19 protein-coding genes and 1 tRNA gene are annotated in these 21,265 nt (G+C 68.6%); 7 read left to right on the top strand and 13 right to left on the bottom strand.

Translation table 11 applies throughout. The annotated features are described in order from the left end of the window. Window positions 1–205: 205 nt before the first annotated feature. Window positions 206–571, bottom strand: coding sequence for a VOC family protein (locus tag KBW98_RS17420; RefSeq protein ID WP_211521424.1), 366 nt, complete (start codon window positions 569–571; stop codon window positions 206–208). 84 nt (window positions 572–655) lie between these two features. Between KBW98_RS17420 and KBW98_RS17415 the strand changes: the two genes are divergently transcribed. Next, window positions 656–982 (top strand): helix-turn-helix domain-containing protein, encoded by a 327-nt coding sequence (locus tag KBW98_RS17415; RefSeq protein WP_211521423.1) that lies wholly within the window; start codon window positions 656–658, stop codon window positions 980–982. A 79-nt stretch (window positions 983–1,061) separates the two neighbouring features. Beyond that, window positions 1,062–1,152, top strand: a tRNA-Ser gene (locus tag KBW98_RS17410). Between the two features lie 67 nt (window positions 1,153–1,219). Here KBW98_RS17410 and KBW98_RS17405 read toward each other — a convergent pair. From KBW98_RS17405 to KBW98_RS17395, 3 genes are all read right to left on the bottom strand, one after another. Then, window positions 1,220–1,882: a DsbA family protein gene (locus KBW98_RS17405; protein WP_211521422.1), complete on the bottom strand. Its 663-nt coding sequence runs from the start codon at window positions 1,880–1,882 to the stop codon at window positions 1,220–1,222. Between the two features lie 23 nt (window positions 1,883–1,905). Then, window positions 1,906–2,649, bottom strand: a complete 744-nt coding sequence (locus tag KBW98_RS17400) for an SDR family NAD(P)-dependent oxidoreductase (protein WP_211521421.1) — start codon at window positions 2,647–2,649, stop codon at window positions 1,906–1,908. 187 nt (window positions 2,650–2,836) lie between these two features. Then, on the bottom strand, window positions 2,837–3,853 hold the full coding sequence (locus KBW98_RS17395) for an LLM class oxidoreductase (protein WP_211521420.1): 1,017 nt from the start codon (window positions 3,851–3,853) through the stop codon (window positions 2,837–2,839). A gap of 332 nt (window positions 3,854–4,185) precedes the next feature. Between KBW98_RS17395 and KBW98_RS17390 the strand changes: the two genes are divergently transcribed. After that, entirely contained in the window at window positions 4,186–4,407 is a 222-nt protein-coding gene (locus KBW98_RS17390) for a 2-hydroxymuconate tautomerase family protein (protein ID WP_211521419.1), read from the top strand. A 15-nt stretch (window positions 4,408–4,422) separates the two neighbouring features. Then, window positions 4,423–4,977, top strand: coding sequence for a flavodoxin family protein (locus KBW98_RS17385; protein WP_211521418.1), 555 nt, complete (start codon window positions 4,423–4,425; stop codon window positions 4,975–4,977). A gap of 29 nt (window positions 4,978–5,006) precedes the next feature. On the opposite strand, the gene KBW98_RS17380 is transcribed toward KBW98_RS17385, so the two are convergent. Beyond that, window positions 5,007–8,093 carry a PAS domain-containing protein gene (locus KBW98_RS17380; RefSeq protein ID WP_211521417.1) on the bottom strand — a complete coding sequence of 1,029 codons (3,087 nt, stop codon included), beginning with the start codon at window positions 8,091–8,093 and terminating at the stop codon, window positions 5,007–5,009. Window positions 8,094–8,287: 194 nt separating this feature from the next. Between KBW98_RS17380 and KBW98_RS17375 the strand changes: the two genes are divergently transcribed. Next, complete coding sequence (locus KBW98_RS17375; RefSeq protein ID WP_211521427.1) at window positions 8,288–9,193, top strand: alpha/beta fold hydrolase; 906 nt, start codon at window positions 8,288–8,290, stop codon at window positions 9,191–9,193. Here KBW98_RS17375 and KBW98_RS17370 read toward each other — a convergent pair. After that, entirely contained in the window at window positions 9,180–9,596 is a 417-nt protein-coding gene (locus tag KBW98_RS17370; protein WP_211521416.1) for a DUF2141 domain-containing protein, read from the bottom strand. The two genes, KBW98_RS17375 and KBW98_RS17370, sit on opposite strands and share 14 nt — an antisense overlap. 120 nt (window positions 9,597–9,716) lie before the next feature. Between KBW98_RS17370 and KBW98_RS17365 the strand changes: the two genes are divergently transcribed. After that, complete coding sequence (locus KBW98_RS17365) at window positions 9,717–10,253, top strand: sterol desaturase family protein (protein WP_211521415.1); 537 nt, start codon at window positions 9,717–9,719, stop codon at window positions 10,251–10,253. Here KBW98_RS17365 and crtB read toward each other — a convergent pair. Genes crtB through KBW98_RS17340 form a run of 5 tightly spaced genes read right to left on the bottom strand, consistent with a single transcriptional unit; the run spans window position 10,147 to window position 16,102 of the window. Further along, window positions 10,147–11,115: a 15-cis-phytoene synthase CrtB gene (gene crtB, locus KBW98_RS17360; protein WP_211521414.1), complete on the bottom strand. Its 969-nt coding sequence runs from the start codon at window positions 11,113–11,115 to the stop codon at window positions 10,147–10,149. The genes KBW98_RS17365 and crtB overlap by 107 nt on opposite strands. Then, complete coding sequence (locus tag KBW98_RS17355) at window positions 11,112–12,602, bottom strand: phytoene desaturase (RefSeq protein ID WP_211521413.1); 1,491 nt, start codon at window positions 12,600–12,602, stop codon at window positions 11,112–11,114. The genes crtB and KBW98_RS17355 overlap by 4 nt, the downstream gene beginning before the upstream one ends. After that, the gene (gene crtY, locus KBW98_RS17350; protein ID WP_211521412.1) at window positions 12,599–13,783 is read right to left on the bottom strand and encodes a lycopene beta-cyclase CrtY; all 1,185 of its coding nucleotides are present in this window, start codon (window positions 13,781–13,783) and stop codon (window positions 12,599–12,601) included. Before crtY ends, KBW98_RS17355 begins: the two co-directional genes overlap by 4 nt. Then, entirely contained in the window at window positions 13,776–15,080 is a 1,305-nt protein-coding gene (locus KBW98_RS17345; protein ID WP_211521411.1) for a glycosyltransferase, read from the bottom strand. Before KBW98_RS17345 ends, crtY begins: the two co-directional genes overlap by 8 nt. A 2-nt stretch (window positions 15,081–15,082) precedes the next feature. Next, a complete protein-coding gene (locus tag KBW98_RS17340; RefSeq protein ID WP_211521410.1) occupies window positions 15,083–16,102 on the bottom strand; it encodes a polyprenyl synthetase family protein in 1,020 nt (339 codons plus the stop codon). A gap of 385 nt (window positions 16,103–16,487) precedes the next feature. Here KBW98_RS17340 and cyoE point away from each other — a divergent pair, with 385 nt between their 5' ends. Then, window positions 16,488–17,411: a heme o synthase gene (cyoE, locus tag KBW98_RS17335; protein WP_211521409.1), complete on the top strand. Its 924-nt coding sequence runs from the start codon at window positions 16,488–16,490 to the stop codon at window positions 17,409–17,411. A gap of 168 nt (window positions 17,412–17,579) precedes the next feature. Here cyoE and KBW98_RS17330 read toward each other — a convergent pair whose 3' ends face one another. Further along, entirely contained in the window at window positions 17,580–19,091 is a 1,512-nt protein-coding gene (locus KBW98_RS17330; protein WP_211521408.1) for a PepSY domain-containing protein, read from the bottom strand. 11 nt (window positions 19,092–19,102) lie between these two features. Then, window positions 19,103–21,250, bottom strand: coding sequence for a TonB-dependent siderophore receptor (locus KBW98_RS17325; protein WP_211521407.1), 2,148 nt, complete (start codon window positions 21,248–21,250; stop codon window positions 19,103–19,105). Between the last annotated feature and the right edge of the window lie 15 nt (window positions 21,251–21,265).

Below are 21,265 nucleotides of genomic sequence, written 5' to 3'. Positions count from 1 at the left end.
CGCCCGCCGCCCCCCCCCCCCCCCCCCCCCCCCCCCCCCCCCCCCCCCCCCCCCCCCCCCCCCCCCCCCGCGGGGGGGGGGCCCCCCCCCCCCCCCCCACGTCCAACCGGCCGCCGCTCCGCCGTGCGTAGGGTGGACGGGTCCCCCGTCCACGCGTCCAACCACCCTCCGCGTCGCCGCGTCGTCTTATCGCCGGTATGAATTCTCACCCCGACGACAACACAAACGTATTCCCCTCCGAATCCCTGAACTTGGCAAACGTCCCCCACGGCTGCGCCGTCGGCCCCTCCAAAAACTCCACCCCGCGCCCGCTCAACTGCCGGTAGGTCGCCTCCACGTTATCGCAAGCAAACGCCCCATTGAAGAAGGTCCCGATCCGGTCCTCCTGCCCATCCATGGTGAACAGCACCACCCGCGTCCCCGAACTCGCAACGCGCAGCTCGATCCAGCGCTTGCCCGGCCCCATCGGCTGGTCGGTCGCGATATCGAAGCCGAGCTTCTCGGTATAGAAGGCGAGGGCGCGGTCCTGGTCCGCGACCGGAATGCTGACGAATTTAAGTTGAGTAATCATGAAAAGCCATGCCTGTCTGGTTGCACCAGCCGGCATTATCGTGGCACCATCGCCACCCGTGTGATTTTAAAAACTATAGTATCCATGACTACCCGTCAGTCAGAAATGGACGCCTACGTCTTCGACGTCCTGATGCCCGACCTGGTCGGCCACGACCGCCGCCCGGCCGCTTTCGTGGTCTACCTCTACCTGCTGCACAGCGCTCACGCCCTCGGCCGCGACCAGGTCCCCGCCAGCCTGCAGACCATCGCCGTCAAGACTGGCCTGTCGAAATCCGCCGTCCAGGTGGCGCTGCGCCACCTGAAGCGGCGCGGCCTGATCGGCGAGGAGGAGGTCGGCACCCAGGTCAACCCGGTGCGCCACGTCCTGCGCCCCTGGCGCCGGCGCTGGCCAGCCGGCCCGTCCGCATGACTTTGGGCGAACACCCTTGTCGAGCTGGAAATCCTTGCTATAATAGGGGGCTTCGTGGGACACCCACGAAAACCCATCAGGAGAGATGGATGAGTGGTTTAAGTCGCACGCCTGGAAAGCGTGTATAGGTTCATAGCCTATCGGGGGTTCGAATCCCCCTCTCTCCGCCAAGAATACAAATGGAAAATGGCCACCCTTGGGTGGCCATTTTTTATTTAATGCCTGCGCATCGCATTTCTACGCCCTCTCGATCGCCGGTCGATGGACCTGGGCCAGCAAGTTGCGCAGGTGATGGTCGAGCACTCCAACGTGGGCATAGCCAGGGCTGACTTCCTTGACCTGTCCATCCACTTCCAGCAACAGCGCAGGGAAACTGCGTACCCCGAGCGTACGGACAAACCGGAAGTCGGAGCGGGTCTCGGCCAGCGTGCCGGGCGCGCTCCAGACGTCATGCACATGGTCGGCATCGAAAAGGAAGCCCTGTGCGCCAAGCGCCTCCGCGACCACTTGCGCAAGCACGCGGCCGTCGGTGGTATCACGGCCCTCGGCATAGAAGGCCGCCTGCAGCGCGCGGAACACCGCCAGCAGGTCCGCCTGCGGCGCGATCCTGCGGGCGGCGACGACCGCGCGGCACACTGGCTCGGTGTCGTAGACGAAATTCTCGCGGGCCAGGAACGCTTCGCGGTTGAAGGGCAGGCCGCTGTTGGCCTCCACGCGCTCCCAGTGGTTAAGACGGAAAGCTTTCCCGGCATCGTCGAGGAGGTCGGTGGCGCCGGCGCGTACGCCGCCCACGACGATGTCCAGCCGCAAACCGGGATGCAGGGTCATCAAGGCGCTCAGCTCCTTGCCGAAGCCGTAGCACCAGGAGCACATCGGGTCGCCAGCGTAGATCAGTCTCATGTCGTTCTCCTTGTGTCCGCTGCTTACCAGACGCCGGTGGTGGCGCCGCCATCGACGGGCAGGACCACGCCGGTCGTGAAGCCGGCATCGCTCAGGTACAGCACGGCGTCGACCACGTCCTGGGTGGCGCCGGTGGTGCCGGTCGGGGCGAGCGAATTCAGGAAGGCGCGCGCGCCCTCGTAGTCGCCGTGCAGCGGCGTTTCGATGATGCCCGGTGCGACGGAGTTCACCTTCACGTTGGCCGCCGCCAGCTCCAGCGCCAGTGCGCGGGTCGCCTGGTTCAGGCCGCCCTTGATGAGCACCGGGAGCAGCGCCGGCACCTTGAGGTTGGGCTGCATCGCGACGCTTGCCGTGATATTGATGATCTGGCCCTGCTTGCGCGCCGCCATGTGCTCGGCCGCGCGCTGCGAGGGATAGAAGAAGCCCTTGAGGTTGGTGGCGATGATCGCGTCGACGTCGTCCTGGGTGTAGTCGGCGACCGGCTTGGCGATGAAGATGCCGGCGTTGTTGACCAGGATGTCGACCTGGCCGAAGCGCTCGATGGCGCGCTCGAACAGGGCCTTGCTGGTGGCTGGGTCGGCGATGTCGCCGGCCACGCCGGCGAAGTTTGCCGGATTGCCGAGCTGGGCTGCCGCGGCCTGCAGGCGGGCCTCGGTGCGGGCGTTGCCGACGACGTTGTAGCCGCGCGCCAGGTAGGCCTGGGCGATGGCGAAGCCGATGCCGCTGGATGCGCCGGTGACGATGACGGTCTTTGCTTGCGAACTCATTTGTTTCTCCTTCGGTGTAGGGTCGATGCAGCGTTCGAGCTGCGGTGGAGAAACTATACTTTTGCGTGAAACCACGATAAATAGGGATTAGCTCAAGAGAATTGATACATCATGTAACGAGTCGGGGCCTGGAACGTCCGCCGTCACCTCCACGGACGAGCATGAGAAACATGGCTGGCAGCCAGGTTCAGGCCAGCGCCGGAAACACCGGCAGCACGGACTCGCTGAGCTGGTCCATGATTTCCGCATAGGGCTGGCGGCTCACCTTCGGATTCAGGGCCATGTGCGATACGCCGGCTTCGCGCGCCAGCAGCAGGTAGTCGCGCAGGCCGTTCCGCCCTGCGCGAAAGCCGCCATGGATGCGCTGGAAGGGTTGGTCGGGATCGTCGCTCAGGTCGAAGAAGCCGCCGATGCCGATGGGCTTGAACGCCGCCTCGCCCGCGGCGCGCGCCACTTCCGTACGCCACAGCCGGACCAGCGGCGCAAGTTCTTCCGGCGCGGGAACGAAGGCCAGGTGGCCGTCGAGGTGCTCGGCCAGCCATGCGAGCGATTGCTGCGACCGGCCGACGGCGATCGAAGGAATGCGTCCGAACGCGGGCCGCGGCACCAGTTCGAGGGAGCCGCCGGCGCGGCCGAAATGCTCGGACACATAGGCCGGGAAGCGCTCCTCGGTCACGGACCGCAGCACGCCATAGGCTTCGCGGTAGCGTTCGCCGCGGCTCGCGAAGTCGATCCCGAACATCGGGTAATCGCTGGTTCTGTCCCCGGACGACAGGCCGAGCACGAGCCTGCCTCCGCTGAGCTGGTCGAGGGAGGTCGCCTGCTTCGCCAGGATCAGTGGTTCACGGGTCGGCAGCACGATGCCGGCCGTGCCGAGCACGATTCGCGTGGTTGCCGCCGCCAGGTAAGCCATGTAGACCATGGGCTCGTAGACCTGGCCCACGTCGCCATAGGCCGGGTCGTAGAAGGGCACATCCCGCATCCACAGCGCGCCGAAGCCGAGCTGCTCGGCGCGCCTGGCCATCTGCAGGTGGCCGGCCATCGTCGGCGCCGGACGGCGCGGATGGGTTTCCAAAGGCAGGATGAGGCCGACCGTCAGTTCTCCGGGCCGGAACAGGCGCTGGAAACCGGGGTGGTGGGCGAGTCCGGAGCCGTCCGGCGAGATCTGTTCCGCCGGGAATGGGGTTACAGGGAGGGGCGTCATGGCGATACTCCTTCTTCAATAGCAGAGACTGGCTTAACGGAGAGGATATGGCGCCAATGTAGTGGAGCCGGCCTGGCCTGAGTAGGCGGCCGGGCCGCAAAAAACCTGTTCCATGGTGTTACGAATGCCGCCCGTAGCCGGTGCCGAGGAAGCATGGATGGATTCGTTCGCCAAGCGGCAGGCGCTCAAGGCGATTCATTACATGATGTATTGATTGTCTTGCTCCATCCCATCTTTTTCTGGCGCCCCGGGCTTCCTATAGTTCGGTCCATGGACGGCGCGCTGCCTCGACGATGCAGGCGCCGACAGACAACCCTTACCAGGAGAACAGCATGCCCTACATCCTTATCCAGGTGACCGACGAAGGCGTCACCAAGGCGCAGAAGGAAGCCATGATCGCCGGCGCGACCGACCTGATGGTGAATGTCCTGAACAAGGACCCCGAAAGCACCTTCGTCGTGATCGACGAAGTCAATACCGACAACTGGGGCCACGGCGGCGAAGCCGTCACCAAGCGCCGCCAGCGCGAGGCGGCCGCCAAGCGCTCGATCTGATACGGGAGAACCATCATGAGCAAATCCATCGTCATCGTTTTCCATAGCGGCTACGGCCATACCCGCAGGGTCGCCGAAGCGGTCGCCGAAGGCAGCCGCGGCGCCCTGCTCGCCATCGATGCGGAAGGCAACCTGCCCGAAGGCGGGTGGGAACAGCTGGCCGCAGCCGACGCCATCGTGTTCGGCACGCCGACCTACATGGGCAACGTCAGCTGGCAGTTCAAGAAGTTCGCCGACCAGTCCTCGAAGGTCTGGGCGGCCCAGGGCTGGAAGGACAAGCTGGGCGCTGCGTTCACCAATTCTGCCTCGGTGGCGGGCGACAAGCAGACCACGCTGTACACCATGTTCACCCTGGCCCAGCAGCACGGCATGGTCTGGGTCGGCACGGGCATGATGCCGAGTAACGCCAAGGAGGCGCAGCGCGACGACGTGAACTACCTGTCGTCCTTCGCCGGCCTGGCAACCGCCACCCCGTCCAATGCATCGACCGACGAGATGGTGCCGGGCGACATGCGCACCGCGCTGCTCTTCGGCCAGCGGGTGCGCCAGGCGGCGGAACGCCTGGCCTGAGTGTACGACTTGCCAGCGGCGCCAGGCGCTCAGTGGTGCTCGACGTGCCGCCCCCTGCCATTCGCCGCCAGCACGTCCTGCAGGGCAGGCAAATCCACGGGCTTGACGAAGTAGTGGTCGAAGCCCGCCGCCTTGGCCAGCACCTTGTCGTGCGCCTGCCCGTAGCCGGTTACCGCCACGTAGGTGGCGTTCCGGCTTTCCGGGCAGGCGTGCAGCCGCCGCGACAGCTCGTAGCCATCCATGTCCGGCAGCCCGATATCCAGCAAGAACACATCCGGCGGCGCCGCGTGCGCCTGTTCCAGTGCTTCATGGGCATCCGCACTCACCGTCACGGCGTGACCGTAGGATTGCAGCACCGCCGCCAGTGACTGCGCCGCATCCTGGTTATCGTCCACGAGCAAAATGCGCAGTGGCGACGCCTCACCCGCAGCGCCGTGATCGGCAGCCAGGTCCGCAGCCCGCCGTTTTTCCAGCAATGGCAATAGCACGGTGAAGCAGCTCCCTTTGCCCGGCCCCTCGCTCTGCGCCATCACCTCCCCACCATGCAACTGGACGATGCTCTTGACCAGGGCCAGACCCAGGCCCAGGCCGCCCTGCGAGCGGTCGGGCGTGCGTTCCGCCTGCGTGAACAGGTCGAACACCGTCGGCAGCAGCGCCGCATCCATGCCGATGCCGTTGTCGCTCACGCTGAGCGACACCTGTGCGTCGTGGATCTCCATCGCCAGCCGGATCTCCCCGCCTTGCGGCGTGTACTTGGCCGCGTTGTTCAGCAGGTTGGTCAGCACCTGCACCAGCCGGGTGTTGTCGCCCAAGACGAACGGATGCGCCGACGCCAGCCGCATGCTCAGCGTATGCTGGCGCGATTCGATCACCGGCGAAGATTGTTCAACCGCATTGCTGATCACCTGCTTGACGTCGACCTCGCGCTTGTCGATCGATACCAGGCCGCGCGTCACGCGCGACACGTCGAGCAGGTCGTCGACCAGCTCGGTCAGGTGCTTCACCTGGCGCCCGATCATCTCGCTGGCGCGCTTGACCACCGCTTCGCCCTGGCCCGGCAGCTTGAGCAGCTGGGCCGCCGTGCTGATCGGCGCCAGCGGATTGCGCAGCTCGTGCGCCAGCATCGCCAGGAAATCGTCCTTGCGCCGGTTGGCCTGTTCCAGCGCCGCCTCGGCCTCGCGCTGCACGGTGACGTCGGTATTCGTGCCCAGCCAGTGCAGGATCTCGCCGTCCGGGCGCCGGATCGGCACCGCTCGCGACAGGAACCAGCGATAGTTGCCGGCGGCATCGCGCAAGGGGAAGGTGTCTTCCCAGACCACCTGCCGCGTCACGATGGCGTCGACGTACTTTGCCTTCACCCGCTCGACATGGTCCGGGTGGTGCACCGTTTCCCAGCCCCAGTCGCGCATCTCGTCCAGGGTCTTGCCGGTATAGGCCAGCCAGCGGTTGTTGAACCAGAAGATGGTCCCGTCCGGCGCCGCCATCCAGGCCAGCTGCGGAATGTTTTCCGCCAGGGTGCGGAACTTGGCTTCGCTTTCCGCCACCGCCAGCTGCGCCTTCTTCGCCGCGCTGACGTCGAGCACATAGGCAATGCCTTCGCAGCCGGTGCGGTCGAAGTTGGCGGCGCCGATGTACACCGGCAGGCGCGATCCGTCGGGCCGGCAAAACTCGGTCTCGAAAGGTTCGATCAAGCCTTTGCTGCAGAGTTCCGCCCACCGCTGCCTGAACTCGCTGGATGCGGCGGTGAGCTTGTCCCAGTTGGCGCTGCCGTTCGAGAAGTCCTGGCCGGTTTGTCCCAGCATGGCGAGGAATGCCTCGTTCGGCTCGATCAGGCTGCCGTCCTTGCCATACTGGACAATGCCGATCGCGTTCGATTCGGCAATCGCGCGGAACTTCGACTCGGTCCGGGAGCGCGCCGCCTCCGCCAGCTTCTGCTGGGTGATGTCGAGCGCCACGCCGGGCAGCCAGGTCGGCCTGCCCTCGGCGTCGTGGTACACCTTGCCGCGCGCGTGGATGTGGCGCACGCTGCCATCGGCGCGCACTAGCCGGTAGAAGCTCTCGTAAAAGTCGCCGCTGACGAGCACGTCCGCCACGTCCTTCCTGACCGACTCGACGTCATCGGGGTGGATGTGACCCAGGTAAGCCCCGATCGGCCCGCCATTGGCTTCCTCCTCGGTCACCTCGAACAGGCGGGTCAGGTTGCGGTCGGCATAGACCCGGTCCTCGCGCATGTTCCAGGTCCAGGTGCCGATTTCCGCCGCGCTGAGGGCGGCCTCGAGCCGGTACTGCATGTCCTCGAGCTTGTCCTGGACTACTTTCCAGTCATGGATGTCGGTGCAGGTGCCCATCCAGCGGACGATGTCGCCGGCTTCGCTGCGTACCGGCAGGGCGCGTCCGAGCACCCAGCGGTACTGGCCGGAATGGTGCAGCAACCGGTACTCGACTTCGTAGGGCTCGCCCGTCCTGAGGCTGTGCGCCCAGCGCACCCAGGCTTCCTTCATGTCGTCCGGATGGAAGAGGGCGCTCCAGGCCTCGCCGGCGGTGCTGCCCTCGGGGGCGCCGACGAAGTCGTACCACTGCTGGTTGAAATAGTCGTGGTAGCCGTCCGGCAGGGCCGACCAGACGATTTGCGGCATGGCGTCGGCAATCTGCCGGAAGCGCGCCTCGCCCGCCTCGGCCGCCTGCTGTTTCAGGGTCTGCTCGGTGACGTCTTCCACCTGGTGGATGATGTAGAGGACGTCGCCGGCGGCCGAGAGCACGGGCGTGTTCAGTGGAGACCAGTATTTCTCGACGAACTCCCCGTGCGGCGAATCGCGGACGGGAATGTCGTACTTCTGGATGTCCATGCGGTGCGCGGCCTTGTGCGCCAGCACCCAGTCGAGGGAGGCGCGCAGGTTGCTCACGCCGGTTGCCGCCGGGTCTGCCGGGTTGTCGGGGAAGGCGTCGAAGAGGTGCAGGCCGAGCAGGTGCCGGCGGGTGGTGCGGGTCGCTTCCAGGTAGGCGTCGTTGACGGCGACAATGTGCAGGTCGGGGCGCAGGAGCAGGTAGGGCATGGGCGTGCCCTGGAATACCAGTTCGAAGTCCGGCAAGCTGTGCGCCTGGTCAGAATTGTTCATCCGAACGCTCTCCTCGACGCCCGCAGGACAGGCTGAACAGTCCTCGGGCCGCACGGTATGATGGCTGCTGCTCCAGCCCCTGGCTGGACCTAAGTATGCCTCGTTCGCCTGAACATGATGGTTCTTTTGCGGCAGCTTTGTGAAAATTGCTGTGCAGCATGGATACCGACCAAGACACGATGGAAGTGAAACGTATGACCAGCACCCTGTTTCCAGCATTTCGCACGCAGCGCTTCGAGACCAGCCCGGGCGTGGGCATCCAGGCCGTGATCGGCGGCGCCGGCGCGCCGCTCCTGCTCCTGCACGGCCACCCGCAGACCCACGCCATCTGGCACCGCGTGGCGCCGGAACTGGCCCGGCATTTCACGGTGGTTGCCTGCGACTTGCGCGGCTACGGCGATTCGTCCAAGCCGGTGGGCGAGGGCGACCACGGCAACTACAGCAAGCGCAGCATGGCGGCCGACATGCTGGCGGTCATGCGCCAGCTGGGTTTCGAACGCTTCGGCGTGCTGGCCCACGACCGCGGCGCCCGCGTCGCCCACCGCCTGGCCCTCGACCACCCGGCGGCGGTCGAGCGCATGGTGCTGCTCGACATCGCGCCAACGCTCGCCATGTACGAACAGACCGGCGAAGCCTTCGCGCGCGCCTACTGGCACTGGTTCTTCCTGATCCAGCCGGCGCCGCTGCCCGAGCGCCTGATCGAGGCCGATCCGGGGGCCTATGTCACGGATGTGATGGGCCGCCGCAGCAGCGGCCTGGCGCCTTTCGACCCGCGCGCGCTCGCCGAGTACCGGCGCTGCCTGGCGCTGCCCGGCACGGCCCACGGCATCTGCGAGGACTACCGGGCCTCGGCCGGCATCGACCTGGAACACGACCGCCTCGACCGCGACGCGGGCAGGCGCCTGCGGATGCCGCTGCTGGTGCTGTGGGGCGAGCAGGGCGTGGTGCACCGCTGCTTCGAGCCGCTGAAGGAATGGCGCCGGGTCGCGGACGACGTGAGCGGCGAAGCCCTGGCGTGCGGCCACTATATTCCGGAAGAGGCGCCGCAGGCCTTGCTGGAGCACGCCCTGCCATTCCTGTGCGACCTTAGCGCAGCTTGATCGCGGCGGCCGCCGTGTCGCCGCTTACCTGGATCGCCGCCGCATCGAAGCTGGGCGGCCCGAAGCTGCCCCGCGCATCCCGGCTGAACCCGTAGTTCTCCTTGGGGATGCCGAGCACGTTGCGGTCCAGTTCCTTGTTCTGGTTGACGTCCTGGTAGGCCAGCACTGCCCAGGTCCCGGGCGGCACGCCTTCGATGCGCACGACGGTCTCGGCGGCCGCGGCGGGGGCCGAGGCGCTGTAGGCGCATTGCTTCAGGAAGCGCTCCTTGTCGCACACCGCCACGTTGACCGTGCCCTTGCCGGCGGCGACGTTCGAGACGCGCACTTCGATGGTCGCGGCGGCCGACGCGGCGGCCGGCAGGAGGAGGATGGCGGCTTGCAGCAGCCTGGAAAATCGGGTCATGGAAGTCCTGTCGAGATGTTGAACCGTGTTTGTCATGCACAGGCGCCAGGGCGAAGCGTGCGCCGGCGCCGATATGGTAGGCTGTGGCATTCCCTTCCTTGCCGATCCGCTTGCCTGAACATGTTGTGGAATGCCTTCATCGTCGTGCTCACCGTCGTGTTCATGGAGCTGTTTTCCATCGTCGCGCACAAGTACATCATGCACGGCTTCGGCTGGGGCTGGCACCGTTCGCACCATGCGCCGCGCACCGGCTGGTTCGAGAAGAACGACCTGTACGCCGTGGTCTTCGCGGGCGTCGCCATCGCCCTGATCTGGTTCGGCACCGAAGGCGCCCATCCGCTCGAATGGATCGGCGCCGGCATGACCGCCTACGGCTTCCTGTACTTCGTCGCCCACGACGGCCTGGTGCACCGCCGCTGGCCGTTCCGCTATGTGCCCAAGCGCGGCTACCTCAAGCGCCTGTACCAGGCGCACCGCATGCACCATGCGGTCGAGGGCAAGGAGGGCGCCGTGTCCTTTGGCTTCCTGTACGCGCCGCCGGTCGAACAGCTCAAGCGTCAACTGCAAGCGCGGCATCCAGGCCCGCTCCGTGCGCCGCGCCCGGCCGCCGCCACAGGCCGTCCGGACGCGCCGGCGCCGCGCGAAGACGTGAACTGAGCGCGGCCACGCCGCCTTTCCCCAGCAGCCATAGTTTCTCCGCCTTCGAGGTGCCGCAGCGCGTGTCCCAGGCGCTGGCTCCGCGCCGCTTCACCACGATGCCGATCTGGCGGTAGACATTGCGCGCGCTGGCGATGGCCCAGGCCGAGCGCAGGGGCAGGCCCTGGAGGCCGACGCTGGCCGACGCGTAATAGGGCTCGGCATGCTCGACCAGGCGCGCGGCCACCCGCGCCAGCGCCGCGCGGTGCCGCGGCAGCGCCAGCTCGTCCTGTGGGATGCCCGCCTCGCGCAGCCATTGCGCCGGCAGGTAGCAGCGGCCGTTCTGCGCATCCTCGATGATGTCGCGTGCGATGTTCGTCAGCTGGAAGGCCAGGCCCAGGTCGCAGGCGCGGTCCAGCACCGCCGCGTCCTTCACGCCCATGATCGAGGCCATCATCAGCCCGACCACGCCCGCCACGTGGTAGCAGTAGCGCAGGGTGTCGTCGATGGTCTCGTAGTGCGCCCCCTCGACGTCCATCGCGAAACCGGCCAGGTGGTCGAAGGCGAAGCGCGGTGGCATCGCGTGGCGCAACGCCACTTCCTGGAAGGCGGCGAAGGCCGGGTCGCGCATGGTCTCGCCCAGGTAGGCGCGGCGGGTCTGCTCGACCAGCTGGTCCAGCTCGCGCCGCGCGTCGTGCGCCTTGGCGCCGGCGCCGAAGCCAAGTTCCTGGCCGTCGACGACGTCGTCGCAGTGGCGGCACCACGCGTAGAGCATCAGCACGCTGCGCCGTGTGGCGGGGTCGAACAGCCTGGCGGCCGCCGCGAAGCTCTTGGAGCCGACCGCGATGGTCTGGGTGGCGTGGTCGAGCAGGGCTTCGCTCATGGCGCCACCTCGTCCAGCATCAGGCCCGCCGTGGCCTTGGCCGAGCCGATCACGCCCGGCACGCCGGCGCCCGGATGGGTGCCGGCGCCCACCAGGTAGAGGTTGGGCAGGTGGGCGTCGCGGTTGTGCGGACGGAACCAGGCGCTTTGGGTCAGAATCGGCTCCAGCGAGAAGGCCGAGCCCAGGTGGGCGTTGAGCTGGTCGCGGAAGTCGAGCGGGGTGAAGATGCGGCTGGTGACCAGCTGGCTGCGCAGGCCCGGCATGTAGCGCCGCTCCAGGTAGTCGAAGATGCGGTCGCGGTACAGCGGCCCTTCGACTTCCCAGTCGATCGGCGCGTTGCCCAGGTGCGGCACCGGCGCCAGCACGTAGTGGCTGCCGCAGCCGGGCGGCGCCAGCGAGGGGTCGGTGACGCAGGGCGCGTGCAGGTAGAGCGAGAAGTCCTCGGCCAGGGTGTCGCCCTGGAAGATATCCTTGATCAGCTCGCGGTAGCGTGGCCCGAAGCAGACGGTGTGGTGCTGGAGCTGCTTGTGGTGGTGGTCCAGCCCGAAGTAGAGCACGAACAGCGAATTGCTGAAGCGCTTCTTGCGCAGGCTGTTCGCCTCCGCGCTGCCGCGCGGGTGCTGGCCCAGCAGCGACGCGTAGGTGTGCACCACATCGGCGTTCGAGGCCACGGCGTCGGCGGCGAACAGGCGTCCGTCCTCCAGGCGCACGCCGCTCACCCGGTCGGCGCCGGTCTCGATGCGGGCCACGGGCGCGTTCAGTTCGATGCGTCCGCCCAGGTCCTCGAACAGGCGCACCAGGCCGCGCACCAGCGCGCCGGTGCCGCCGCGCGGGAACCATACGCCCCAGCGCCGCTCGAGCGCGTGGATCAGGGTGTAGATCGACGAGGTGGCGAAGGGGTTGCCGCCCACCAGCAGCGAGTGGAAGGAAAAGGCCTGGCGCAGGTGATCGTCCTGGATGAAGCGCGAGACGATGCCGTACACGCTGCGCCAGGCCTGCAGGCGCGCCAGCTGCGGGCCGGCCTGGATCATGTCGCGGAAGGACAGGAAGGGCACGGCGCCCAGCTTGACATAGCCTTCCTCGAACACGGCCTTCGAATAGGCCAGGAAGCGGTGGTAGCCCGCCACGTCGGCCGGGTTGCGGGCGTGGATCTGGCGGTCGAGCGCTTCCTGGTCGTTGGCGTAGTCGAAGTGGCTGCCGTCCTCCCAGCACAGGCGGTAGAACGGCGCCACTTCGAGCATCTCGACATAGTCGGCCATGCGCTTGCCGGCCAGGGTGAACAGCTCTTCGATGGCGGAAGGGTCGGTGATGACGGTGGGGCCGGCGTCGAACACGAAGCCCTGGTCTTCGTAGACATAGGCGCGCCCGCCCGGCTTGTCGCGCTTTTCCAGCAGGGTGGTCTGCACGCCTCTGGCCTGCAGGCGGATGGCGAGGGCCAGGCCGCCGAACCCGGCCCCGATGACGACGGCTTTCTTGGTGGCGTTCATTCTTGGTTTCCGATGTGCTTGGCGATGTGACGGGGGTAGATCTTGCAGGCGGCCGCCAGGGCTGCCAGCAGCGGCACAGGCGGCTTGCCCGACAACAGGCGCGCCTTGTCCTGGAGGCTGGGGCGGCCGGCGTAGAAGCGGGCGATCAAGGGCGCCGGCAGGCGGTAGAAGCGCTGCATCACGCGCCAGCGGTGGTCCGGGCTGCCGGCCAGGAACAGCATGCGGTTGAGCAGGCGGAAGAAGCGCTGGCGCTGCCATTCGCGGCGCGCCTCGTCGCGGATGAGCGCGAACAGCCGCGGCGCGTCGAAGTCCGGCAGGGCGGCGATGCGCTCGGCCAGCCGTACCGCGTGCGGCAGCGAATAGCCGGTGGTGGAATGGAACAGGCCCGCGCGCAGGCCGGAGCAGGGCTGGCCTTGCAGGTCGTCCCAGAACTGGTCGAACTCGCCCGCCAGCACGATGGGTAGCGAACCCTGTTCTTCGCGCAGCACCTCGGCGATTTCCCATTCCTGGCGGCGCGCATAGGCCGCGATGTTGGCGCGCAGGCGTTCCGGTTCCAGGCGCCCGGTGTCGACGTAATGCGTGTCCTCGATCAGCAGCCGGTCGGGACCGAAGGGCAGCACGTAGACGAAGCGGTAGCCGCCTTGCTGCTCGACGCTGGCGTCCATCAGGATCGGCGCCTTGAGGCCGTGCGGCCATTCCAGGCGCACTTCCTGGCCGAGGAAGGTCTGGTAGCCCAGCGCCAGGCGGCTGCTGGGGCGCATGCCGCGCCCGTCGATGACGGCGCGCGCATGCAGCGTCTCGCCGCCCGCCAGGCGCACGCTGGTGGGGGCCAGGCTGTCGATGCGGGTGTCCAGGCGCAGCGACTCGCCCAGCGCGGGGGCGATCACGCGTGCGAAGTCCTGCGAGGCGATGCTGGCGTAGCCGCTGTCGAGGGTGCGCGCGTAGAGCGGAAACACCACCTCGTAGCGCGGCCAGCGCGCCGAGACCAGCGGCCCGATCCACTGGCGCTGGGCGGGATCGAGGTCGCCGTCGTGGAAGGACCATGTATGGTTGCCGCCGATGCTGTCCGCCTGCTCCAGCAGCAGGATGCGCAAAGCCGGCTGGCGCGCTTTCAGGCGCCAGGCGATCAGGCCGTTGGCCAGGCCCCCGCCCACCAGGATCAGGTCGTAAGGCTTATCCAAGGCAGGCCACGCTGTCCGGTACGCGCCGCAGCCGCAGCGCGCTCTCGACGATGTCGGCGGCGCGCGGCGTACCGCCGGCCTGGTCCAGATTGTCGGCCAGCGGCTCGATGCGCTGGCGGAATCCGGGTTCGTCCAGCAGCCGGCGAACGCCTTGCCGGATGGCCGATGCGCTCGCAAGGCGCGGCGACATGCGCAGGCCGATCCCCGCGTGCACCACCCTGGCCGCCATGCCGGGGTGGTCGAAGGCGATCGGCAGCGCCAGCATCGGCGTGCGCGCCGCGATGGCATCCATCACCGTGTTCACGCCGGCGTGCGACACCACGGCGTCGGCGCGCGCCAGCACCGCTTCCTGTTGCGCGAAGGCGCAGACCCAGGTCGCGCCTTCGCCCTTGAGCACCTGCTCCTGGTGCGCGTCGAGGCCGCCGCAATGGGCCACCAGCAGCTGCACGTCGAGACCACGGCAGGCGCGCACGATGCGCCGGAACAGGCCGAAGCGCGATCCCTGCATGCTGCCCAGCGAGGCGAACACGAAGGGCCGGTCATTCGCCACCTGCGGCACAAAGTAGTCGCGGTCCCTGGCGCCGGGCGAACGGCGGGTGAAACGCAGCGGTCCCACGTGGTGGAAGTGCGCGGGCAGGCCGCGGCGCGGGAAGTCGAAGGCGGAGGTAGTCTGGCTGACCTGGGCCAGTGGCGACAGGACATGGTGCAGGTTGTCGCGTTCGCCCAGCCCGAAGCGGCGGGCCTGGGCCGCGATGGCGCGCCGGTGCGGCCCCATCATCCAGTCGTAGACGCGGGTGCTGCCTTCGACCATCCTGAGGTGGCGCTCGCTGGTGCCGAATTCGAAGGGCATCACGGGCAGCGGAACGCCCGGCTCGCGGTTGACCGGCAGCGCGCAGGCCACCGAGACGAAGGGCAGGCCGAGCGCTTCGGCCACCAGGCCGCCGGCCGCCTCCATCTGGTCGGCCAGCACGGCGTCAATGCGCAGGGCTTCCAGCGCCGCCGGCAGCTCGCGGCACAGCATGGTGGTGCTGTCGGCCATGTCGAGGATCACGCGGCGCAGGCCCAGCGGCCCGCCGGGGCTCGCGGCGCGGCGCAGCGCCGCCGCCACCGAGCCGGGCGGATGGGTGGCGGCGCCCACCGCATGGAAGCCGATGCGCGCATCGCCCACCCATTGCGCGGCGTCCGGCCGGTGCAGGAAGGTGACCCGGTGCCCGCGCTCGACCAGCTCGGCGGCGAGCGCCGACATGGCGCTGAAATGGCTGTAGAAGGCGGGCGTGACGACGGCGAAATGCGCCATGCTCAGTTGACGCGGGCGTCGTGCGCGGCGCCGGCCGACGTGTCGGCGTAGGCCAGGGCGCCGATCTCCGGCGCGAAGCGCGCTTCCGGCACGCCGTGGGCGAACAGGGCGCACACGAAGCGGCGGGTCCGGTGCTCGCAGGCCGGCGCGCCCTTGAGGGCGGCGCCCAGGTGGCGGTCGGCCTCGTGCAGGTGGGCCGCCAGGCGGCGCCGCGCCTCGTCCATGCCGAGCGCGTTGACGAAGGTGGCCTTGCCGGCATCCTTGCCGGTGTCCTTGCCGGTAATGGCGCTGTCGTTGCCCGGCCCGTCCTGGAAATCGTCGCGGATCTGGAAGGCCTGGCCGGCCGCCAGCGCGAAGGCGCGCAGCGCCTGGCCGACGCCATCCTCGGCCTGGGCCAGGATGGCGGCCATGTCGACCGCCACGCCCAGCAGCACGCCGGTCTTGAGATCGTTGGTGGCGGCGATCTCGGCCTCCGAGTGGGCGCCGCCGCGCAGGTCCATGAACTGGCCGCGCACCAGTCCCTGGGCGCCGACCGTCTCGGCCAGCCGGGTCACGAGCCGGGTGCGGGTGAGCGGATCGATGTCCTGGATCGCGGCGAGGATGGCGAAGGCGCGGCTGAGCAGGGCGACGGCGGCCAGGATGGTCACGTCCTCACCGTACTGCACGTGGATGGCGGGCTTGCCGCGCCGGAGCAGGGCATTGTCCATGCAGGGCATGTCGTCAAGCATGAGCGAGGCCGCGTGCACCAGTTCGACGGCGCAGGCGACATCGAGCACCGCGGGCGAAGCGCAGCCCAGGTCGCGCGCCACCAGCATCATGAGCAGGGGACGCATGCGCTTGCCTGAGCTCAAGGCGCCGGCGCGCATGGCCAGGGTCAGGAGGTCGGCCTGGCCGCCGCCCTCGGCCAGCAGGAATTCGATGCGTTGCTCGATTTCATGGCGTAGTGCCGCGAGTTCGTCTGGCGCCGCAGCGACGCGCTTTTCCTTGTCGAACCCGCCGAGTCGCCTTGTCTGTGTAGTCATGCGTCATTCCTTGTGCAGAGTCCTGAAAGAGAAAAAACGACGAGTTCGCGGTCCATCATACTGGAAGTAACGTTGTGTAAACGCCAATTATTTCAACGGTGCGCGGGCTTGGGATGGAAACGATTCTTTCCGTCAGAAAGCAGTATGTTGATTGCCTGTTTGCCGGAAATGATGCGAGAAGCGCGCTGCGCCAGCCCGTTCGTGTCGCATCCTACATGGAAGCCGGCTTTCCAGACTGTGTCACGATTGGCAAGGCCGGTTCGAAAGCGGGACAGGCTTGCCTGTCCGTCAATGGGACGATTTGCCCACCTCGCGGACACACCCGTTTACAGTAGGATGGCGGCTTCGCCACCGCTTCAGCCGCGGCGCATCCACCGAATATCCCATGCCGAACTCTCACACCGCCCTCGGCGGCGGCGCCGTCCGCGTCCTGCCGGCCAGCCGCTTTGCGCAATACTGGACCCTGACCAAGCCGCGCGTCACCCTCCTGACCGTGTTCTGCGCCGTCATCGGCAGCCTGCTGGCCACCGACGGCTTCCCCGGCTGGGGCCTGCTGTTCTGGAGCGCGTCCGGGATCTGGCTGCTGGCCGGCGCCGCCTTCGCGGTGAATTGCCTGATCGAGGCCGAGGTCGACGCGCGCATGGCGCGCACCGCCCGCCGCGCCACCGCGCGCGGCGAGCTGACGAGCGCCCAGACCATCGGCTTTTCCGCCCTGATCGGCGGAGCGGGCGCGGCGGCCCTGTACTGGATGGTGAATCCGCTGACCATGTGGCTGACCCTGGCGACCTTCATCGGCTACGCCTTCGTGTACACCATCCTGCTCAAGCCGAACACCCCGCAGAACATCGTGATCGGCGGCCTGGCGGGCGCGATGCCGCCGGCGCTGGGCTGGGCCGCGGTGGCCGGCGAGGTGCCGCTGCAGGCCTGGCTGCTGGTCCTGGTCATCTTCCTGTGGACGCCGCCGCACTTCTGGGCCCTGGCCATGTACCGGCGCGAGGATTACGCGCGCTCCGGCCTGCCCATGCTGCCGGTCACGCACGGCATGGACCATACCGGCCGCATGGTGTGGCGCTACAGCATCGCGCTGGCGCTGGGCGCGGCCCTGCCGTGGGTGGTGGGGATGAGCGGCGCGCTCTACCTGGCGGCGGCGACGGCGCTGAACGCCGTGTTCCTGCGCCACGCCTGGCTGGTGCACCGCCGCTACAGCGACCAGGTGGCGCGCAAGGCTTTTGCCTGGTCGGTCATCTACCTTGCGCTGCTGTTTGCGGCGCTGCTGGCCGATCACTACGTCGCCCGCATCGCCGGTTGAACGCGTCGGCGGCAAAGCCGCCAACCCTACCGAGGATCTGCGTCCCAGCCTGCTGCGGCGTTGCTCCTGGATCAGTATGCCGCACACATGCGTAGGGTCGGCGGCTCCGCCGCCGATGCGTTCAGCCGGCGTTCAACGACCCGTTCGCGGAAGCGAAGCTAGTAAGGCTCAGCGCAGCCCCGCCTGCCGCGTCGGCGGCAAAGCCGCCAACCCTACCGAGAGCTTGCGTCCCAGCCTGCGCCAGCCGATCACCACGCCGGTCACGCTGAGCAGGGTTCCACCCACGCTCAGCACGATCAGGACCAGGTCCCACCAGGGCCGCCGCTCCAGCAGCGGACGCCAGTCCCAGCTGTGCAGCATGGCGAACAGCCAGCGGCTGGCGCGCTTGCCGCGGTCGACGCGGTTGACGACCGCGCCGGTGCGCGGATCGAGGTGGACCCAGCTGGCCTCGGCGTCGCCGAACACCACCCGCAGGATGGGCAGGGGCTTGTCGCCGCCGCCCGTCATCGTGTGGTCGGCGCGCGCGTAGTAGTACAGGTCGTACTCGCCGAGTTCCTCGATGCGCAGCACCGGCGCCGGCAGCAGGCGCGCGGCCTCGCGCAGGAGGGCGGCCCTGCCGAGGGTTAACGGCGCCCCCGTTTCGCTGTCCAGCACTAGCGGCGGACCGCCGGCCGCCCGGGCCAGCACCACGGTCCGGCCAAGGGCTTGCGTCCACTTCAACTCCCGTATGCCGGCGTCGGCCGCCAGCAGGGCGGCAGGTGCGGCGGCGCGCGGCGACAGCACCAGCGGCCCGGTGCGCAGCGGCGCCGCGCCGGTGTCGAACACGCGCCACGGGTTCATCGACATCAGCCCGCTGAAGATCCAGGTGATCGTCACCAGCGCGAACAGCAGCCCGCCGATGTGATGCCAGCGCATCATCGCACCCGGGTAGGGCGTGCGCGCCCCGCTGCGGTAGGGACGCCGGAAACGCCAGCGCAGGATGCCGACGACCGTGCCGCTGAGGGCCGCGGCGATGCCCGCGATCGACAGCCAGTTCACGATGCCGGCCCAGTAGCGGTCGAAGCCGTTGCCGCGGAAGGGATACAGCCAGTGGATCCAGGCGCCCGCGTAGTTCCACAGCCGCTCGGCGCGCGGCGCATCGCGCACCACTTCGCCGGTGCTGCCGGAGACGTAGAGCAGGGTGGAGCCCGGGTCCATGAGCTGGACCCGGTGCAGCGGCCGGTGCGCGTCCAGGCCGCGCGAATGGGTGAAGGCGTCCTCGCCTATCGTGTCCAGGTAGCGCAAGGCCGTGGCCGGACCGGCGTAGGCGGCGGCGCTGGCCAGGGCGCGCGCCTCGTCCGCCGCGCCCAGGCGCGCACCGGTGCGGGCGTCGATGGTCACCGTGTCCTTGCCGCCGGGCGCCGCAAGGTAGACCGGCTGACCCCCGCTGCCCGCGCTCAGGCGCAGCTCCTTCAGCGGCCCGTGCAGGCCGGCGCGCGCCAGCGCCTCCTGCGGTGCAAGCAGGGATGCCGCTGGGTCCAGGCGCGGCAGGTGCTGCAGGCGCTCGGACTCGGTCAGCTTGGGGTAGCCGACATACATCATCACCACGCCCGAGACGAACCACATCGCGAACAGCAGGCACATGACGATGCCCAGCCAGCGGTGCGCCAGGAACAACAGCCGCTTTGTCTGGCTTTTCATGGCGCGCTCCGTCAGAAGTCCAGGTGCAGCGCCAGGTCCGCCGTGCGCGGGGCGCCGAGGTAGGCCATGCCGGTGTTGACGTTGGCGGCAACCACCCGGTCCTGCAGGTTGCGCACGCGCGCGGCCAGCGACAGCTGGCGGGTCAGCTGGTAGCGCAGGCCGAGGTCGACCAGGGTATAGCCGGGCCATTCGAGGGTATTCGCCGGGTCGGCATAGACCTTGCCCACGCGCCGTACTCCCACGTCGAGCCTGAGCCGCGGGCTGAAGGCGTAGGACACCCACAGGTTGGCCACGGTCTTCGGCGTATTCGTGGGCGTGCGGCCCGCCAGCGAGACGCCGCCCTGGCGGAAGCGCTCGTACTGGGCATCGACCCAGGTCCAGCTTCCCTGGACCGACCAGCCGCGCGCCGGCTGCAGGCCGGCCGACAGCTCCACCCCGCGCGAGGACTGCTCGCCGACCAGCACCGTGAGCAGGCTGTTGTCCGGGTCCTGGCTGGCGATGTTGCGGCGCGTGATGTCGTAGGCCGCCACCGTGGCGCTGCCCTTGCCGTCCCAGAAGTCGAACTTGGCGCCGATTTCAGCCTGGCGGCCTTCGGTCAGTTCGCTGTTGTTGCGCACGTCCGCGAACGAGGCGGTGGACAGCACGCCCGAAGGCGGATCGGCGGCCGTGGCGTACTGGGCGTAGGCCATCGCGCTTGGGGCCAGGTCCCACGCCAGGCCGATGCGGCCCGTGGTCGGACGGTAGCGACGCTGGAAGCTGGCCGGGCTGGCGGCCGTGACCTCGCGCCGGTTGGCCAGGTCGAGCTCGATGCGCTCGTGGCGCAGCGCCGTCACCAGGTTCAGCGCGGGCAGCAGGGCGGTGCGGTTCTCGGCGTACAGCGCGGCGGTCTTCACCTTGTTGTCGCGGTCGGGCCGGAAGCCCGGGAGCATGCCGGGCAGGTCGAAGAAGCGCTCGGTCACGAAGTCGTAGGGATCGACCGTGCCCACCGTCACCGGCAGGCTGTTGGGGAAGCGGGTCTGCTTGTTGACGCTCAGGTCCAGGCCGAATGCCCAGTCGCTGCGTCGGCCCAGCAGGCTGCCCTGGTAGACAGCGTCGATGCGGTCGCCCACCAGGCGCTGGTCGTGGCGCTGGAGCAGGATGGCGGAGCGGATCACGTCGGTATTGGCCGGGTTGAAGCGGTAGGTCTCGACATTGCGGTAGTCGCGCAGCGCGTCGTAGACATAGGCGGTATTGGTCAGGCGCAGGGCGTCGAGCGGGCGCCACTCGGCGATCGAGCGCAGCCAGTGTACGCGCTGGTCGTAGACCCCATCGCGGCTGTTGTAGTTCTTGAAGCGGGTCCGCTCGGCGATGCGCAGCGTGGCGGCCACGGGATTCAGCAGGGGCGTGCCCCAGTAGGGGCGGTCCACGTCTTCCTGCTGGAATTCGTAGGCCAGGGTGTGGCTGAAAGCGGGGCTGTAGCTCGACAGGATCGAGGCCGCCAGCTGGGTGGCGCGCGAACGGGTCCCGTCGGTCCAGCCGCCGGCCTTGCGCTGGTTGATGTCGATGCGGCCGTAGTGCGTGCCGTCCGTGTCCAGGCGGCGGTTCAGCCCGGCCGAGGCTTCCGCCAGGTCCTGGGTGCCCAGGCGCAGCCGCGCTTCGGAAAAGTTGCGGCGCTGCGCCAGCTTGGTCAGCACGTTGATCGAGCCGCCCACGGCGCCGGACCCGAACAGGAAGCTGGATGGCCCGCCGATGGCCTCGACGCGGTCGACGATCCAGCTGTCCACCGGCCGGGCGGCAATCGAGTACTGGACGTTGATGCCGTTGAACAGCTGGCTGACCGAGCCGCTGCCGAAGCCGCGGTAGGTGACGCCAATGTTGCCCGGCGCGTTGTGGGCGGTGACGCCGGGAATGGCGCGCAGGATTTCCTGGGTGTCCTGGGCGCCGCGCGCGTCGATCAGGGCGCGGTCGACCAGGGTGACGCTGGCCGGCGTCTCGCGCGGGCTCAGGCCCAGACGGCTGCCTGTTTCAGTCGGGGTGTCGAGCCGCAGCCAGCCGTTGGCGCGCGGCGCCTCGGCGCTGATCTCGACGGTGGGCAGCTCCTGGGCCCGGGCCGGGGAGAGGGCGAGTACGGCCAGCGCGAGCGCGGCCGGCGCCTGCGGTGGCGAAAACATCTTGTTCATGATTATTCCTGTGCG

This window comes from Massilia sp. ST3 (assembly GCF_018119405.1).
Classification (GTDB): Bacteria; Pseudomonadota; Gammaproteobacteria; order Burkholderiales; family Burkholderiaceae_D; genus Telluria.
The sequence above is the reverse complement of the archived record's forward strand: the minus strand, read 5'-3'. Positions and strand labels throughout refer to the sequence as shown.

What these genes read in the sequence shown, in the direction of transcription:
- cyoE (WP_211521409.1), top strand. Translation starts at nt 16,488, where the DNA reads ATGCCGAACTCTCACACCGCCCTCGGCGGCGGCGCCGTCCGCGTCCTG.
- KBW98_RS17370 (WP_211521416.1), bottom strand. Translation starts at nt 9,596, where the DNA reads ATGACCCGATTTTCCAGGCTGCTGCAAGCCGCCATCCTCCTCCTGCCG.
- KBW98_RS17375 (WP_211521427.1), top strand. Translation starts at nt 8,288, where the DNA reads ATGACCAGCACCCTGTTTCCAGCATTTCGCACGCAGCGCTTCGAGACC.
- KBW98_RS17385 (WP_211521418.1), top strand. Translation starts at nt 4,423, where the DNA reads ATGAGCAAATCCATCGTCATCGTTTTCCATAGCGGCTACGGCCATACC.
- KBW98_RS17400 (WP_211521421.1), bottom strand. Translation starts at nt 2,649, where the DNA reads ATGAGTTCGCAAGCAAAGACCGTCATCGTCACCGGCGCATCCAGCGGC.
- KBW98_RS17365 (WP_211521415.1), top strand. Translation starts at nt 9,717, where the DNA reads ATGTTGTGGAATGCCTTCATCGTCGTGCTCACCGTCGTGTTCATGGAG.
- KBW98_RS17345 (WP_211521411.1), bottom strand. Translation starts at nt 15,080, where the DNA reads ATGGCGCATTTCGCCGTCGTCACGCCCGCCTTCTACAGCCATTTCAGC.
- crtB (WP_211521414.1), bottom strand. Translation starts at nt 11,115, where the DNA reads ATGAGCGAAGCCCTGCTCGACCACGCCACCCAGACCATCGCGGTCGGC.
- KBW98_RS17405 (WP_211521422.1), bottom strand. Translation starts at nt 1,882, where the DNA reads ATGAGACTGATCTACGCTGGCGACCCGATGTGCTCCTGGTGCTACGGC.
- KBW98_RS17380 (WP_211521417.1), bottom strand. Translation starts at nt 8,093, where the DNA reads ATGAACAATTCTGACCAGGCGCACAGCTTGCCGGACTTCGAACTGGTA.
- KBW98_RS17395 (WP_211521420.1), bottom strand. Translation starts at nt 3,853, where the DNA reads ATGACGCCCCTCCCTGTAACCCCATTCCCGGCGGAACAGATCTCGCCG.
- KBW98_RS17355 (WP_211521413.1), bottom strand. Translation starts at nt 12,602, where the DNA reads ATGAACGCCACCAAGAAAGCCGTCGTCATCGGGGCCGGGTTCGGCGGC.
- KBW98_RS17415 (WP_211521423.1), top strand. Translation starts at nt 656, where the DNA reads ATGACTACCCGTCAGTCAGAAATGGACGCCTACGTCTTCGACGTCCTG.
- KBW98_RS17340 (WP_211521410.1), bottom strand. Translation starts at nt 16,102, where the DNA reads ATGACTACACAGACAAGGCGACTCGGCGGGTTCGACAAGGAAAAGCGC.
- KBW98_RS17325 (WP_211521407.1), bottom strand. Translation starts at nt 21,250, where the DNA reads ATGAACAAGATGTTTTCGCCACCGCAGGCGCCGGCCGCGCTCGCGCTG.
- KBW98_RS17420 (WP_211521424.1), bottom strand. Translation starts at nt 571, where the DNA reads ATGATTACTCAACTTAAATTCGTCAGCATTCCGGTCGCGGACCAGGAC.
- KBW98_RS17390 (WP_211521419.1), top strand. Translation starts at nt 4,186, where the DNA reads ATGCCCTACATCCTTATCCAGGTGACCGACGAAGGCGTCACCAAGGCG.
- KBW98_RS17330 (WP_211521408.1), bottom strand. Translation starts at nt 19,091, where the DNA reads ATGAAAAGCCAGACAAAGCGGCTGTTGTTCCTGGCGCACCGCTGGCTG.